This window comes from Nonomuraea cavernae (genome assembly GCF_014646355.1).
GTDB lineage: Bacteria > Actinomycetota > Actinomycetes > Streptosporangiales > Streptosporangiaceae > Nonomuraea > Nonomuraea cavernae.
Genome location: NZ_BMNH01000001.1, coordinates 353,372 through 369,377, shown reverse-complemented (window position 1 = coordinate 369,377; position 16,006 = coordinate 353,372). Strand labels below are relative to the sequence as shown.

At 69.9% G+C, this 16,006-nt stretch carries 12 protein-coding genes; 8 read left to right on the top strand and 4 right to left on the bottom strand.

Annotated elements, in window-relative coordinates; translation table 11 throughout:
• Positions 1-24: 24 nt before the first annotated feature.
• Both IEY82_RS01690 and IEY82_RS01685 read right to left on the bottom strand, forming a co-directional pair.
• Positions 25-1,773: a glycoside hydrolase family 2 protein gene (locus tag IEY82_RS01690; protein WP_189122127.1), complete on the bottom strand. Its 1,749-nt coding sequence runs from the start codon at positions 1,771-1,773 to the stop codon at positions 25-27.
• On the bottom strand, positions 1,770-3,059 hold the full coding sequence (locus IEY82_RS01685; protein WP_225261992.1) for an MFS transporter: 1,290 nt from the start codon (positions 3,057-3,059) through the stop codon (positions 1,770-1,772). Before IEY82_RS01685 ends, IEY82_RS01690 begins: the two co-directional genes overlap by 4 nt.
• Positions 3,060-3,262: 203 nt before the next feature.
• On the opposite strand from IEY82_RS01685, the gene IEY82_RS01680 reads away from it, so the two are divergent.
• From IEY82_RS01680 to IEY82_RS01645, 8 genes are all read left to right on the top strand, one after another.
• Positions 3,263-4,138: an FAD binding domain-containing protein gene (locus tag IEY82_RS01680; RefSeq protein ID WP_189122126.1), complete on the top strand. Its 876-nt coding sequence runs from the start codon at positions 3,263-3,265 to the stop codon at positions 4,136-4,138.
• A gap of 1 nt (position 4,139) precedes the next feature.
• Positions 4,140-4,721: a (2Fe-2S)-binding protein gene (locus tag IEY82_RS01675; RefSeq protein ID WP_225261990.1), complete on the top strand. Its 582-nt coding sequence runs from the start codon at positions 4,140-4,142 to the stop codon at positions 4,719-4,721.
• Positions 4,718-7,108, top strand: a complete 2,391-nt coding sequence (locus IEY82_RS01670; protein WP_189122125.1) for an aerobic carbon-monoxide dehydrogenase large subunit — start codon at positions 4,718-4,720, stop codon at positions 7,106-7,108. Before IEY82_RS01675 ends, IEY82_RS01670 begins: the two co-directional genes overlap by 4 nt.
• A gap of 13 nt (positions 7,109-7,121) precedes the next feature.
• Positions 7,122-8,066 carry an XdhC family protein gene (locus tag IEY82_RS01665; RefSeq protein ID WP_189122124.1) on the top strand — a complete coding sequence of 315 codons (945 nt, stop codon included), beginning with the start codon at positions 7,122-7,124 and terminating at the stop codon, positions 8,064-8,066.
• Positions 8,067-8,070: 4 nt separating this feature from the next.
• On the top strand, positions 8,071-8,961 hold the full coding sequence (locus tag IEY82_RS01660; RefSeq protein ID WP_189122123.1) for an AAA family ATPase: 891 nt from the start codon (positions 8,071-8,073) through the stop codon (positions 8,959-8,961).
• 12 nt (positions 8,962-8,973) lie between these two features.
• Positions 8,974-9,753, top strand: a complete 780-nt coding sequence (locus tag IEY82_RS01655; protein WP_189122122.1) for an SRPBCC family protein — start codon at positions 8,974-8,976, stop codon at positions 9,751-9,753.
• Positions 9,754-9,772: 19 nt separating this feature from the next.
• A complete protein-coding gene (locus tag IEY82_RS01650; protein ID WP_189122121.1) occupies positions 9,773-10,963 on the top strand; it encodes a vWA domain-containing protein in 1,191 nt (396 codons plus the stop codon).
• A gap of 69 nt (positions 10,964-11,032) precedes the next feature.
• Positions 11,033-12,931: an APC family permease gene (locus tag IEY82_RS01645; protein WP_225261988.1), complete on the top strand. Its 1,899-nt coding sequence runs from the start codon at positions 11,033-11,035 to the stop codon at positions 12,929-12,931.
• A 49-nt stretch (positions 12,932-12,980) separates the two neighbouring features.
• Here the strand turns inward: IEY82_RS01645 and IEY82_RS01640 are convergent, their stop codons facing one another.
• A complete protein-coding gene (locus IEY82_RS01640) occupies positions 12,981-14,213 on the bottom strand; it encodes a type II toxin-antitoxin system HipA family toxin (RefSeq protein ID WP_189122120.1) in 1,233 nt (410 codons plus the stop codon).
• Positions 14,200-15,948, bottom strand: coding sequence for a DUF262 domain-containing protein (locus tag IEY82_RS01635; RefSeq protein WP_189122119.1), 1,749 nt, complete (start codon positions 15,946-15,948; stop codon positions 14,200-14,202). The genes IEY82_RS01640 and IEY82_RS01635 overlap by 14 nt, the downstream gene beginning before the upstream one ends.
• Positions 15,949-16,006: the final 58 nt, after the last annotated feature.

The following is a 16,006-nucleotide window of genomic DNA, read 5'->3' as shown; positions in this document are numbered from 1 at the left end:
CGTCCTTCGTGGACGGCCGGGCCGTCAGCCCAGGCGGAGGCGGGCGTTGACCCGGCGGACCAGCTCCTCCGGGAGCTTGAGCACCCTGCGGTCGTAGGTGAGCAGGCCGTTCAGCTCGTCCTCGACGTCGGAGAGCTGGGTGTAGACGGTCGCGCTCAGCCCGAGGGGGATGGCCGGCGCGATCTGCTCCTCGTGCAGCCGCTCGAACGCCTCGCCCAGCTCCTCGGCCGTGTCGTGCCTGCGATAGCCGAAGTTGCGGTCGTTGAACGTGTGCCCGTCCACCCGAAGGCCGTAGCCGCCGTACTCCGACAGCACCAGGACCCGGCCGTCGCGGCGGCGCGGCACCCGGAAGCGGCGGAAGTAGACGTGCAGGCTCCGCAGGTCGCCCGCGCCCTGGTCGTGCCAGCCACTGGCGTGGTCGATCGTGCGGGTGGGGTCGAGCTCGGCCAGCTCGGCGGCGATCTCCGCCGCGTCGAACTGGCCCCAGCCCTCGTTGAACGGCACCCACACGGCCAGGCTCACCACGTTGCGCAGGTGTTCCACGGTCTCGTGGAGCTCCGCGCGGAACCGGGCCCGGCCATCCTCGTCGGCGCGGCCGAACCACCGGTGCCGCCGGTCGCTGAGCCGCAGCGGCGTGACGGCGGGCGCGGTGATCACCAGCGGGTGGTAGTGGCCGCCGCCGTTGACCAGGTCCTGCCAGACCAGGATGCCGAGCCGGTCGCAGTGGTAGTACCAGCGCAGCGGCTCGATCTTGATGTGCTTGCGCAGCATGGTGAAGCCGAGCCGCTTCATCGTGGCGATGTCGTGCACCATGGCCTCGTCGGAGGGCGCGGTGTACATGCCGTCGGACCAGTAGCCCTGGTCCAGGATGCCGGCGTGGAAGTAGGGGGCGCCGTTGAGCGTCAGCCGGGGCACGCCGTCGGCGTCGGGTCCCACGGCGAACGAACGCAGCCCGACGTAGCCGTCCACGCGGTCGTCTCCGAGGCGTACCGTCACGTCGTACAGGAAGGGGTCCTCCGGCGTCCACGGCCTCGGGTCGGGGACGGGCAGGCGGACGGGATGGCCCGCCGGGACGGTGGCGCGGGCCACGGTGGTCCCGTCGGCGCGCAGCTCGACGTCGGCGTCGCCCGCTCCCGAGGCGTGCACGGTCACCTCGACGCAGGAGTCACCGAGGTGCGGGGTGAGGGTCAGTCGTTCCACGTGCAGGGCCGGCACGCACTCGGCCCAGACGGTCTGCCAGATGCCCGACTGGGCGGTGTACCAGATGCCGCCGCGCTTCAGCCGTTGCTTGCCGCGCGCGTGGTGCCCGGTGTCGGACAGGTCGCGCACCTGCACGACCAGGGTGTTGGCGCCCTCGGTCAGGGCCTCGCCGAGGTCGCAGGTGAAGGGCAGGTAGCCGCCGGTGTGGCCGCCCACCTCGACGCCGTTGAGCAGCACCCGGCAGGTCTGGTCCACCGCGCCGAAGTGCAGCAGCACCCGGACCGGCCGGCCGTCGGCGGGCAGGAAGCCGTCGGGCAGGGTGAGGGTGCGCCGGTACCACAGTGTCTGGTCGGGCTGGAGCTGCCGCTCGACGCCCGACAGGGGCGACTCCGGCGAGAACGGCACCAGGATGACCCCGTCGTACTCGGCCGGTTCCTCGCCGGCGGGCGTGATGGCGTACTCCCAGCGGCCGTTGAGGTTGAGGTGGCTGTCGCGGACGAGCTGCGGCCGGGGATACTCGGGCAGGATCGCGTCGGGGTCGAGCGCGGCGCCCCAGGGCGTGGGCGGGTTCACGTCGTCGCCTGCCGTCTGCGCAGCGCGAGCACGGTCGGCACGACCAGCACCAGCATCGCGGCCGAGGCCAGGAAGATGGCCGGCGTGGGCACCTGTTTGAGCACGCCCAGGTCCTCGTAGTACTCGTCGGCGCCCCTGATCACCAGCGCGCCCAGAAAGGGGCCGGCGACCATCGGGATGAGGATGCCGAAGACCATCCGCAGCCCCTGGACGTGCCCGGCCCGGTCGGCGGGCGTGTGGTCGCGGATGATCGCCCCGACCGGGGCCATGACCAGCATCAGGCCGGACATGAGCACCAGCCCGGCGGCTATCGCGGGGACCAGGCCGCGCACGGCCCACATCAGCAGCAGACCCAGCCCGTACACCCCGATGGCCGGCAGCAGGAAGCGCACCTTGCCCACGCGGTCGATGAACCGGCCGGCGACCACGCTGACGATCGAGGCGCCGGTCAGGACCACCCCGAGCACGACGGCGTACGCCTCGATGTGCAGGTAGCGCTGGACGTAGATGATCAGGTACGGCAGGTAGATCTGCGTGGCGATGCCCGAGAGCGCCGCGACGGACAGCGCGAGGTAGAGCGGCGGGTTGGCGCGCATCACCGAGGGCCGCAGGCCGTGCAGCACGGAGGCGAGGTAGCCGCCCCGCTGGCGGACGAGGTGCGGCCGGTCCTGGACGAGGAACCAGGAGGCGAGGCCGACCAGGGTGATGGCGCCGCCGACGAGCAGGAAGAACAGCCGCCACTCGCCGGCCCGGGTGAGGGGGTCGAGGGCGCCGAAGACGGCCAGCATCGACACCAGCGGCATGATCGCCAGGACCGACTCGACCCGGCCGCGGTTGTCGGGCCGCGTCACGTCGGTGACCCACGCCTGGAAGGCGGCGTCGTTGGCGCCGGCCCCGAGGAAGGACATCAGGCAGTCGAGCGCGATCACGGCCAGCACGGCGGCGGTGACGGCGCCGGCCACGGGGCCGACCCCGGCGAGGGCGTCGACGGTGACCAGCCCGAAAGCGGCGGTGGACAGACCCCACAACACGTATCCGGCCGAGACGAACACCCTGCGCCGGCCCGTCCGGTCGGAGGAGGCGCCGATCACCAGCGTCGCCAGCGTCGCGGCCACCGCGCTGGCCGCCACCATGGCCGCGATGACGCGCGGGTCGTCGCTGATCGTGTCGTGGACGAACACGTTGAGATACATGTTCTCGACGGTCCAGGCCACCTGACCGACGAAGCCGAGGACGATCACCGCGGTCCAGAGCCGGGGCGGCAGCCGGGAGGGAGCCGTTGTCACGCGCGAGAGCCTACAAGGGTCTCCAACTCCAACAGGCGCCTGCTTTATCACAGTTTGGAGTGCTTTTATGTGACGACTTTTCCCGCTATGTCGGAAGTAGGGAAAGCGCTGGGCGACCTTATTAAGGGAAACCTTAGGTGGGCGTTGACATCCCCGGTGCGCGGCGTTCCACTTGGCCTCCACGACCAGCGAAGGGGTGTTGGATGCAGGTTCCAGCGCCGTTGGAGTACGAACGCGCCACGAGTGTCGATCACGCGATCGGGCTCCTGGAGCGGCTCGGAGACTCCGCGAGACTCGTCGCGGGCGGCCACAGTCTGCTCCCGATGATGAAGCTCCGGCTCGCCACGCCGGAGTACCTGATCGACATCAACGATCTGCACGCCCAGCTCGGCTACATCAAGGTGGAGCAGACCCAGATCCGCATCGGCGCGATGACCCGGCACCGAGAGCTGCTGGAGTCCGAGGCGCTCGCCGACACCTTCCCCATCTTCCGTGACGCCGAGCGCGTCATCGCCGACCCCGTCGTCCGCAACCGGGGCACCCTCGGTGGCTCGCTCTGCCAGGCCGACCCGTCGGAGGACCTGTCCGCGGTGTGCACCACGCTCGGGGCCAGCTGCGTGATCCGCAACAGCGGCGGCGAACGGGTCGTCACGATGGAGGAGTTCCACCGGGGCCCGTACGAGACCGCGGTCGGCGACGCCGAGATGCTGGTCGAGATCCGCGTTCCGATCAGGGGCAACGGGTCCAGCGCGTACGAGAAGGTCGAGCGGCGCGCGGGCGACTGGGCGATCGTGTCCGCCGGGGCGGCCGTCTGGCTGGACGGCGGAGTCATCTCCGACGCCCGCGTCGGTCTCGCCGCCGTCGGCCCCAACACCACCGGGCTGCCCGCCGTCTCCGAGGCGCTGCGCGGCCGGGAACCGTCCGAAGAGGTCTACCAGCTGGCCGGCGACCTCGCCGCGCGGCACTGCAGCCCCGCCACCGACACGCGGGGCAGCGCCGACTACAAACGCCATCTCGCCATGGAGCTCACCAGGCGGGCCCTGCGCCGCTCCGTCGCCCGGCTCAACGGGAGGGTGTGACATGCACGTGACCATGAACGTCAACGGCGAGGAGGTCACCGGGGAGATCGAGGGGCGGCTGCTCCTCATCCACTTCCTGCGCGACCACCTCGGACTGACCGGCACCCACTGGGGCTGCGACACCAGCAACTGCGGCACCTGCGTCGTGTGGCTCGACGGCGAACCGGTCAAGTCCTGCACCGTGCTCGCGGCCATGGCCGGCGGCCACGAGGTGCGCACCGTCGAGGGGCTGGAGCGCGACGGCGAGCTCGACCCCGTCCAGCGCGGCTTCATGGAGTGCCACGGCCTGCAGTGCGGGTTCTGCACGCCCGGCATGATGATGACGGCCAGGGCGCTGCTCGACCGCAACCCCGACCCCTCCGAGGGCGAGATCCGCGAGGCGATCTCCGGCCAGATCTGCCGCTGCACCGGCTACGCCAGCATCGTCCGCTCCGTGCGGTGGGCCGCCGCCCACGAGGCCGCCGACCGGGAGCCCGCCGACCACGAGCCCGCCGACCGGGAGCCCGCCGACCACGAGCCCGCCCCTCAGAAGCCCGTCGTCCTGGAGCCCGCCACCGACGTCACCAGCGGAGCCACCCCATGACCGCGACCGACCACCGGCCCGCCGGATTCGAGAACAACGACCAGAAACCGCTCGGCTACGGCCGGATGCTGCGCAAGGAGGACCCGCGCTTCATCCGCGGCCGGGGCCGCTACGTCGACGACGTGCAACTGCCCGGCATGCTGCACCTGGCCATCCTGCGCTCACCGGTCGCGCACGCCCGCATCGTCAGCATCGACGTCAGCGCGGCGCAGGCGCACCCCAAGGTCAAGGCCGTCGTCACCGGCGCCGACCTGGCCGAGCAGGGCCTGGCCTGGATGCCGACCCTGTCCAACGACGTGCAGGCCGTGCTCGCCACCGACAAGGTCCGCTTCCAGGGCCAGGAGGTCGCCTTCGTGGTGGCCGAGGACCGCTACTCCGCCCGCGACGCCCTCGAACTGATCGACGTCGAGTACGACCTCCTCGACCCGGTGATCGACGCCCGCACCGCGCTCGACCCCGGAGCCCCCGTCATCCGCGACGACCTCGAGGGCAAGACCGACAACCACTGCTTCGACTGGGAGACCGGCGACGAGGCGGCGACGGAGGCGGTGTTCGCCTCGGCCGACGTCGTCGTGAGCCAGGACATCGTCTACCCGCGCGTGCACCCCGCGCCGATGGAGACCTGCGGCTCCGTCGCCGACTACGACCGGGTCGAGGGCAGGCTCACCCTCTGGTCGACCACTCAGGCGCCGCACGCCCATCGCACGCTGTACGCGCTGGTCGCCGGCCTGCCCGAGCACAAGATCCGGGTCATCTCGCCCGACATCGGCGGCGGCTTCGGCGGCAAGGTGCCGATCTACCCGGGCTACGTGTGCTCGATCGTCGCGTCGATCGTGACCGGCAAGCCGGTGAAGTGGGTCGAGGACCGCGCCGAGAACCTCACCAGCACCGGCTTCGCCCGCGACTACATCATGCGCGGCGAGATCGCGGCCACCAGCGAGGGCCGGATCCTGGCCATCCGCACCAACGTGCTCGCCGACCACGGCGCCTTCAACGGCGTCGCCGCGCCGACCAAGTACCCTGCGGGCTTCTTCGGCGTCTTCACCGGCAGCTACGACATCGAGGCCGCCTACTGCAAGATGACGGCCGTCTTCACCAACAAGGCGCCCGGCGGCGTGGCCTACGCCTGCTCGTTCCGCATCACCGAGGCCGTCTACCTGGTCGAGCGCATCGTCGACTGCCTGGCGTACGAGCTGGAGATGGACCCGGTCGAGCTCCGGATGAAGAACTTCATCCAGCCCGACCAGTTCCCCTACACGACCAAGACCGGGTGGGTGTACGACTCGGGCGACTACGAGCCGACCATGCGCGAGGCCCTGCGCCTGGCCGGCTACGACGAGCTGCGCGCCGAGCAGGCCGAGCGGCGGGCCCGGGGCGAGCTGATGGGCATCGGGGTGGCGTTCTTCACCGAGGCCGTCGGCGCCGGGCCGCGCAAGGACATGGACATCCTCGGCCTCGGCATGGCCGACGGCTGTGAGCTGCGTGTCCACCCCACCGGCAAGGCGGTCGTCCGGCTGTCCGTGCAGAGCCAGGGACAGGGCCACGAGACCACGTTCGCGCAGATCGTGGCCGAGGAGATCGGCATCCCGCCGGACGACATCGAGGTGGTCCACGGCGACACCGACCAGACGCCCTTCGGTCTCGGCACCTACGGCAGCCGTTCGACGCCGGTGTCGGGCGCGGCGGCGGCCATGGTCGCCCGCAAGGTCCGCGACAAGGCGCGGATCATCGCCTCGGGCATGCTGGAGGTGTCGGTCGCCGACCTCGACTGGACCAAGGGCTCCTTCCACGTCAAGGGCGACCCGTCCAAGTCGGTCACCATCCAGGAGATCGCGTTCCGCGCGCACGGCGCCGGAGACCTGCCCGAAGGCATCGAGGGCGGCCTGGAGGCGCAGATCTGCTACAACCCCTCCAACCTCACCTATCCGCACGGCGCCTACATCTGCGTGGTCGACATCGACCCCGGCACCGCCCACGTCAAGGTGCGCCGGTTCATCGCGGTCGACGACTGCGGCACCCGGATCAACCCGATGATCATCGAAGGCCAGGTGCACGGCGGCCTCACCGACGGCGTGGGCATGGCGCTGATGGAGATGATCGCGTTCGACGAGGACGGCAACTGCCTCGGCGGCTCGCTGATGGACTACCTCATCCCCACCGCGCTGGAAGTGCCCGACTGGGAGACGGGCTTCACCGTCACCCCCTCACCGCACCACCCGATCGGAGCCAAGGGGGTCGGCGAGTCGGCCACCGTCGGCTCCCCGCCGGCGATCGTCAACGCGGTCGTCGACGCGCTCAAGCCGTACGGCATCCGCCACGCCGACATGCCGCTCACCCCCTCGCGGGTGTGGGACGCCATGCGCGGCGTGCCGACGCCGCCGATCTGACAGGAAAGACGCGATGCGGTCCAGCAGACGGATGGAGGAACTGGTCGCCGGCCGGGTTCCCTTCGTTCACGCGGTCGTGGTCCGGGCACAACTGCCGACGGCGGTCAGCCCGGGCGACGACGCGATCATCCTGCCCGACGGGTCCATCGAGGGGTTCGTCGGCGGGCAGTGCGCCGAGAGCTCGGTCCGCACCGCCGCCCTCGGCGCGCTGCAGGACGGGCGTACCGTCCTGCTGCGCGTCCTGCCCTCCGGCGAACAGGACTTCCCCGACTCGCCGGGCGCGCGGGTCGTGGTCAACCCCTGCCTGTCGGGCGGCGCCCTGGAGATCTTCCTGCAACCGCTGCTGCCGCCGCCGGTGCTCTGGGTGTCCGGCGACTCGCCGATCGCCATGAGCCTCGCCGACCTCGCCGCGACGGTCGACTTCACGGTACGGCGGGCCGCGGAGGGGCGGTCGCCCGATGGCGCCTCGGCGGTCGTGGTGGCCGGCCACGGGCGAGACGAGCAGGCCGCGATCCGGGCCGCCCTCGACGCGGGCGCCGGCTACATCGGTCTCGTGGCCAGCCACCGGCGCGGCACCGCCGTACTCGACGAGATGGGGCTGACGGACGACGAACGCCGGCGGATCCACACGCCGGCCGGTCTTCGGATCGGCGCCCGCACGGCACCGGAGATCGCCCTGTCGATCCTCGCCGAGATCGTCGCCACCCTCCGCGGCGGCGACCTGGCACCGCCGGGTCCGCCCGCGACGCCTGGCTCGCCCGACTCGGTCGGTTCATCCGGTTCGTTGAGGGGCGCGTCCGTGGGCGCCGGCGAGGAGCCCGTGCTCGCGGTCGATCCCGTGTGCGGGATGAGCGTGACCGTCTCGGCGGGTACGCCGCACCTGGTCGTGGACGGCGAGGACGTCTGGTTCTGCGGCACGGGCTGCCGTGATCATTTCGCGCGGACGGCGGGGCGGTAGCGAAGTGGCGGAAAGCGGCGGCCTCACGAGCCCGGCGTTCACCGGGGCCGACGACATCAGGCGCCGCCTCGACGAGCTCGACTACCTGGTCGACGACGGCACCGCGGCGGCGCTGTTCTTCGCGCTCAGCCTCGGCCGGCCGCTGCTGCTCGAGGGCGAGCCCGGAGTCGGCAAGACCACGGCCGCCAAGGCACTGGCCCGCGCCCTGGCCACCCCGCTCATCAGGCTGCAGTGCTATGAGGGGCTGACCGCCGGCGAAGCCCTGTACGAATGGAACTACCAGCGGCAGATGCTGGCCATCCGCCTGGCCGAGGCCCGTCACGACCGGCTGAACGACGCCGACCTGTTCACCGAGGACTTCCTCCAGGAACGCCCGATTCTGCAGGCAGTCAGGCACCGCGGCCCGCAGCCGCCGGTGCTGCTGATCGACGAGATCGACCGCGCCGACGACGAGTTCGAGGCGTTGCTGTTCGAGTTCCTCGGCGAGGCGTCGATCACCATCCCGGAGCTGGGCACGTTCACCGCCGAACGCCGTCCGGTCGTCGTCCTGACCTCCAACCGCAGCCGCGACCTGCACGACGCGCTGCGCAGGCGCTGCCTCTACCACTGGATCGACTTCCCGGCCCCCGAGCGCGTGGTAGAGATTCTGCGCCGTACGGTGCCCGGCGCGAACGAGGCGCTCATCCGCTCGGCCACCGACTTCGTCGGCCGGATCCGCCGCTTCGACCTGGACAAGGCGCCGGGCATGGCGGAGACCATCGACTGGGTCTCGGCGCTGTCCTCGCTCGGCGCGACCGAACTGGTCAGGGAGGACGTCCTGCGCACGCTGAGCACCGTCGCGAAGACCCTGGACGACCGCGAGGTCATCACCGCCGCGCTCGACCAGTTGACCTGAGGAGACACCCAAATGAAGATCGACAACGAGTTCACGGTCGGAGTGCCCGTCGAACGAGCCTGGGAGGTGCTCACGGACCTGGAGGCGATCGCCCCCTGCATGCCCGGAGCCCAGCTCACCGGCGTGGAGGACGAGGTCTACACCGGCAAGATCAAGGTGAAGGTGGGCCCGGTCGTCGCGCAGTACGCGGGCACGGCCAGGTTCCTGGAGAAGGACGCCGTCAACCACCGCGCCGTCATCGACGCCAAGGGCCGTGACTCCCGGGGCGCGGGCACCGCCTCCGCCGCCATCACCGCCCACCTCCGTGCCGACGGCGACCACACCGTCGTCACCGTGAACACCGACCTCAAGATCTCCGGCAAGATCGCCCAGCTGGGCAGCGGCATGATCAAGGAGGTCTCCACCAAACTCCTCGCCCAGTTCGTCACCTGCCTCGAATCCAAACTCACCACCCCGGCAGGCCCGGCCGATGGCGCTGCCGTGTCGGTGTCGGCGGAGGATGCGGCGGCGTTGGCCGCCGCTGACAGTGCGACGGCGCCGGTCGCTGAGTCGTCGCCCGCGCGGGATGACGCAGCCGTGCCGACCGCCGCACAGGACGGGGGTGGCGTCGCGTCGGCCGACGCGCGGGCCGCTGGTGCGGGTGGGAGGCGGGTCATTGATGATGATGAGGTGGAGCCGCTCGACGTCATGAGCGTCGCGGGCGGGTCGGTGTACAAGAGGGTGATACCCCTCGTCGTCGGGATCGTGGTCGTCATCGTGGCCGTGATCGTCGTCTGGACCCTTGTCACCTAGCCGCCCCACGCGCCCGGCGATGCTGCCGGGTGTCGATCGGGCCGCCTTCGCCGCCTCGCTGGCCGCGCGGTTGCGGCGGCGGGGCGTGCCCGTGGGACTGACCGGCGTCGATGACTTCCTCCGGGCGATCGACGTGGCGCAACCCAGGACGCTGCCGGAGCTCTACTGGACGGCCCGCATCACCCTGGTTCGGCGACACTCCGAGATCGCGCTCTTCGACGAGGCGTTCGCGGAGATCTTCGAGGCGACGGGTCCCGCGCTCGACCCGCACGCCCGGCGCCGGCCGCTCGCCCGGAAGAACGGCGCGGACGACGCGTTCGCCCCCCTGCCGGACGCGCGAGCGGGCGGCGACGACGCGGGCGGGCTGCCGTGGACGACGCTGCCGGCGGTGGTCGCCGGGGCCGAGGATTCGGACGGCCCGGCGCGTGTGCCCGAGTTGTCGCCGAGTGATGTCGAAGCGCTGGGCGACGTGCCGTTCGAGCAGCTTGACGAGCGGGAGTGCGAGTTGCTCGGCGGCTGGCTGGAGGAGGCGGCGGCGAGCTGGCCGACCCGGCGCAGCCGGAGGTTCCGGGTGTCGTGGAAGGGACGGGGGATCGCGGTGCGGGCGACGCTGACCCGCTCCCGCCGTACCGGATGGGAGCCGTTCCGGCTGGCCGGGAAGGAGCCGGTCGTGCGGCCACGGCGAGTCGTGATGCTCTGCGACGTGAGCCAGTCGATGCGTGCACAGGCCTCGGCCTACCTGCATCTGATGCGGGCGCTGACGATGACCGTGGACGCGGAGGTGTTCGCGTTCGGGACGACGCTGACCCGTCTGACGCCCGTGCTCGCGAGCCGTTCGGCGGCCGCGGCGGTCGAGCTGGCGACCGAGCGGGTGACCGACCGGTTCGGCGGGACGCGGATCGCCACCAACGTACGGGCGCTGCTGTCGTCGCACCACGGCGCGAAGGTCAGGGGCGCGATCGTGCTGGTCGGCTCGGACGGCTGGGACGGCGATCCGCCCGAGGAGCTGGGCGCCGCGATGGCCAGGCTGAGCCGCCGGGCGCACCAGGTGATCTGGATGAATCCCCGGGCCGCCGCCCCCGGCTTCGAACCACGGGTGGCGAGCATGGCGGCCGCCCTGCCGTACTGCGACCTGATGCTGCCCGCGCACACGTTCGGCTCGCTTCGAGACGTGATCGGCGCGGTCGCCGGGTCGCGTTTCCGCTGGTAGCCATGGCCGGAAGCCGGGTATAGGGCATCGGGGAAGTTCGGGGCACACGACGATGGATCGGGCGGGGCTGTGCGGACGGGGGATCCGGACGGGCACGCGGGACACCGGGTTCTGCCGGCTGGCCGCGCGGTCGCCACAACGAGCGGGCTGCTGTCCAGCCGGCGGGGGCCGAAGGTCCAGCTTCGGCATGGCGAGGGTGACCGGGCGCATCTGACCAGCCTGCAGGGGCTGGTGGCCCTGTCCCTCGACGCGCTCAGCTCCGTCGCCTACGGTCCAGAGGCGATCGCCGTCGTGCTGGTCGCCGCGGGCAGCGCCGCCATCGGCTACACCCTGCCGATCACCATCGTCATCGCCCTCCTGCTCGTCATCCTGGTGACGTCCTACTGCCAGGTGATCGCCGCCTATCCGGACGGCGGCGGCTCGTACGCGGTGGCCAAGCAGGACCTCGGTCAGCGGGTCAGCCTGCTGGCCGCCGCCGCGCTCATCGTGGACTACGTCCTGACCGTGGCGGTCAGCCTGACGGCGGGCGCCGCGAGCCTGGCCTCCGCGTTCCCCGTCCTCGCCCCGCACCTTCTCGAAACCTGCCTGGTGGGGCTTGCCGTGCTGACCGCGGTGAACCTCTACGGCCTCGCGGACAGCGCGAAAGTGCTGCTGCTGCCGACTCTGCTGTTCATCGCGACCATCCTCGGCATCGTGGTCGTGGGCCTGCTGCGGACCCAACCGGCGGCAATGGTCGGGACACCGGAGCCGCTGCCGGCCTACGAGGCGGTCAGCGTGCTGCTGATCCTGAAGGCGTTCTCCTCCGGATGCTCGGCCCTGACCGGGGTGGAGGCCATCGCCAACGGCGTGCCGATGTTCCGCCGGCCGAGGGTCCGGCGTGCCCAGCGGACGGAGCTGATGCTGGGCGCGCTGCTGGCCACGATGCTGGTCGGGCTGGCCGCCCTCATCCGGCGTGACAGCGTGGTCCCCCGGGCGGACGTCACCATCCTCGCCCAGCTCACGGCCGGTGCCTACGGTACGGGCTGGCTGTACTACGCGGCCAACATCATCGTCGCGTTCGCACTCGGGCTGGCGGCGAACACCAGCTTCGGCGGCCTGCCGGTGCTGATGAGCCTGCTGGCCAAGGACAACCGCCTGCCCCATCTGTTCTCGCTGCGCGCCGAGCGGCCCGTCCACCGGTACGGGGTCGCCGCGGTGGCGATCACGGCCGCGGTGCTCCTGATCGCGGTCGACGCCGACACCCAGCGGCTCATCCCGATGTTCGCCATCGGGGTGTTCATCGGGTTCACCATCAGCCAGGTCGGACTGGTCCGCCACTGGACGATACGGCGCCCGCCGAGGTGGGTGGGCAAGGTGACGCTCAACGGTGTGGGCGCCGTGATCACCGCCATCGCCGCCCTGGTGCTGCTCTTCTCGAAGTTCACCGAGGGCGCCTGGGTGGTCGTGGTGGTGGTGCCCCTGCTCATGCTGATGTTCAGCCGGATCCAGCGTTATTACACCAAGGTCGACGAGGCGCTCCAACGGGGCAGGCCCCAGCCGGTGCCGCACGCCCCCGATCCGGCGTCCGCGCTGGTCATCGTCCCGATCAGCCCGACGCACGCGGTCAGCGCGCTGACGGAGAAGGCGCTCAGCACGGCGCTGGCCTTCGGCCACGAGGTCATCGCGGTCGCCGCCTCCGACAGCTCCGAGACCACCGAGGACATCCGCAGGAGATGGGACGACTGGAGCCCGGGAGTCGGCCTGGAGGTCATCGAGAGCCCCCGCCACCTGGTGGTCCGCCCCGTCATCGAGTACGTCAAGCGCAAGGAGGCGTCCGGCAGATGGCTCATCGTGGTCATCCCGGGCGTGGTGCCGGCCCATCCCCGCTACCGGATCCTGCACACCCAGCGGGATCTGCTCCTGGCCGCCGGCCTGCGTGACCACACGAAGGCCGTGGTGTGCTTCTCGCAGTTTCAGATCCGGGTCTGATCCCCGGTCCGCCGCGAGCCCCCGTTCTCACGTACTCCAGCGGTCAGCCTCAGGTCTTCAGCAGTGTTCGACTCCGCCTGTGGATGCTTGCGGAGACGGCGTCCCGGATCAGAGGTGCTTCGGTGAGCGATTCGGACTGCTGTGCCCAGGCCACGGAAATGTTCTTCACGAGATCTGACACGACGTCGGCGAGTGCCGCGCCTTCGGCGCCGAGGCGGCGCTCCAGTCGTTCGAAGGTCCGGACCGTGACCGCGTCGAAACGGCGGGAGCCCGCGAACTTCATCCCCAAAGTCTCGTTGTCTCCCATGTACGCAGACGTACACACCAGGTCATAAGCGGGAGACAGGGTCGGCACCCGTGGATCGAGATACAGGAGCGACCAGTTCTTGAGATGAGCGTCCCCGTTGGCGATCAGAACGGTGAAGGCGAGCCGCCGGGCGAACTCACGCAACCCGTCGAGATCTCGGCGGCGATAGATCAGCGCGGCCACCGTCTCGTAGTTGCCGAGGTACTTCTCATTCGGATACACCCCTCGTACCTGGGCGAGATCCTCCATGTGAATGGGATGCCGATCGTTGTCGCGGTCGAAGCGGCGCACGGCGTAGGCCAAAGTCTCCGCTCCTGGCCACATCCGTGACGGCAGCGTGTCCAACTCGTCGCGCTGGTAGAGCCGCACCTCAGGAATGTCGATCCCCACGGCTGCGGCAAGGGACATCATGGCGTGCTCGTTGCGTGGCACTTCGGCATAGGTCCGGTCGGGCAGTTTCACGATCCAATCACCGCCCTGCCCGAAGGCAGGCAAGGTGAGGCGGTCGTTCTCGGCGAGCATGGAAAACTTCAGCGCGACGCCGGCCAATGAGAAGCGCAACTCCTGGTGCCCTTCGGCAGGATGCCCGCCGGGGTGCTCGCTGCTGCTCCCCCACACCTCATCGATGAGGGAATCGTCGTCTTCACACGGAAGCACCCTGACCGCACCCGGGAGATCATGGCCTACCTGGGCCAGTAGTTCCATCTCCCGATCCGCCGACACCCCCCGGTCGGTCGCGATCCAGTCACGCATGACTCCCTCGGGGAGGAGGTTGGAGAACCAGGGCGGAAGTCTGAGGGCGGCAGCCTGCCGACCCCTGAGATTCTGCTCGAAGGCGAGCCCGAGTATGGCTCTGTGTGGATCGCTGAGGTAGCCCTCGCTGAAGATGAAGCGCGTGTGGTCGCCACGCTGTAGCAGCGTTCCGACGCGACCCTCGCCGAGGAGTACGGCGAAACGGTTTTCAGCCAGAGCCATATGCTGCCTCGTCCGGTAGGGCCTGCTCGTCCTCCGGCAGGTCTTCGATCACCAACTCGGACAGGGGCGGGGTGTTCTCGAAGCCCCACTCGCACATCCGCTGGAGGAAACCCGCCAAGTTACGCACCAGTTCCTCCTGCCTAGCCTGGAGGAAGGAGGTGAACTCGCTCGCCCGCAGCAAGGAAATCGCCTCGGGAGAGATGAGGTGTGACGCGAGCACATCGCTCCACGCGGTGTCCTCCAGGAACAGTGGTGGGGTGACGAGCAGGCCACCGATGTCCTTGCCCGCCTCCCTGGCCATGGTGGGAACGAGGACACGGTTGGCGGCCCAGAGGCGGTATTTGGCGTCGACCAGTCTGGAAGGGACGACGTACCGGACGGCGTCGGCAGGCGTGGGGCGATCAACGAGGCATTCGGCGAGGTCGCCGATCTCGGGCCGCTCACCCGAGCTGGGATCGCGCGGCTCCAGCGCCCACCAGGCGCACAGCGTGATCTTCGCAGCGGCCTCGTTGGTCTTGAACCGCCGCAGTTCGGGCAGGGGCGGAGCGGGCCGGTCGACCGTGCTCAGAAGCCCTTGAACCGATCCGGTGAGATCGTGCGGATGGATCTTCGCGCAGAGTGTGCGGACTGCGCCCGTGGTGCTTCCGCGGAAGATTTCGGGCCCGATCAGGGCAGCACGCCAGAACCAGCGCCGCAACAGCCGTCTGTTCGCGGGATCAGGCTCGGGGAAGTGTGCGAAGAGGCGAGCGAGAACCACGAGGAGATAGCGGAAGGGGAGGAGCGTGAAATGTGGCACCCCCGCGTCACTCTGTAGGAATTGCACGGCGCGCCGGATGGCCTCTTCGCCTGCCTGGAAAGCAGTGTCGCGATCCTCTCCCGGAAAATCGCTCACTCCGCGCCGGTCGTCGTCGTCGAACTCCAGGCGGATCTCGCGCTGGACGTCGTGACCGCGCCGAGCCAGAATCGCGTAGAGAACAGTGTCATTGTCGATCCGGCCGAAGTCGAGTTGCTCATCAATGTGCGCGGAGATCTCGTCGATCGTCAGCGCCGGCTGCTCCTCGTCACCCGCGTAGAGAGCGGAGAAGATCTCGGCCCGGCTCAGTCGCTTACCGTAGTTGTTCATGCGGTCGAAGATGTCCTGCAGGACTTCGGCGTTCTCCTGCTCGACCTGATAGGCGGGCATCGGGTACTGGCGCAGAATCGTGGTCAGGTTGAACGCCTTGTCCTGGTAGTCCGCAGCCTCGGGATAGGTCGAGAACCACTTCAGCACCCGGCGCAGATCGAACAGCACCGGTAGGGGGACCACGAAGGGGTCGACTGTGGACGGACGGGAGACGAAGCCGATGTCACGCCCGGGCATCCGTTCGTTCTCGCGCAGGTCGTAGGCCAGGGCGAAACGTGGCTCGTGTGCCGCGTCCTCGTGCAAAGCGTTCGCCAGGCTCGTGATGCGCTGCTGCCCGTCCACGACCCACAATGCCTGGTCCATGCGTGGTGCTTCGATCTGGAGGGCGCCGAGTCTGATGCGTTTCGGAGGAGCCGACCGTACCCAAAGCAACAGGCTGCCAACCGGATACCCTTTGACGATGCTGTCGAACAGGCGGACCACGTCCGCTCGATTCCAGCGGAAATCACGCTGAAAGTGCGGCACCCGGATCTGGCCCCGCCACGCCATGCCGACGAGTTTTTCCAACTCGTACGTAGCCGCACTGGGGCGGGTATCCAATCCGGTCATCATGGATGCTCCTGTTCTCGGGCCTGGATGGAGACGAACACCGGCCCTCTCACCTGATTCT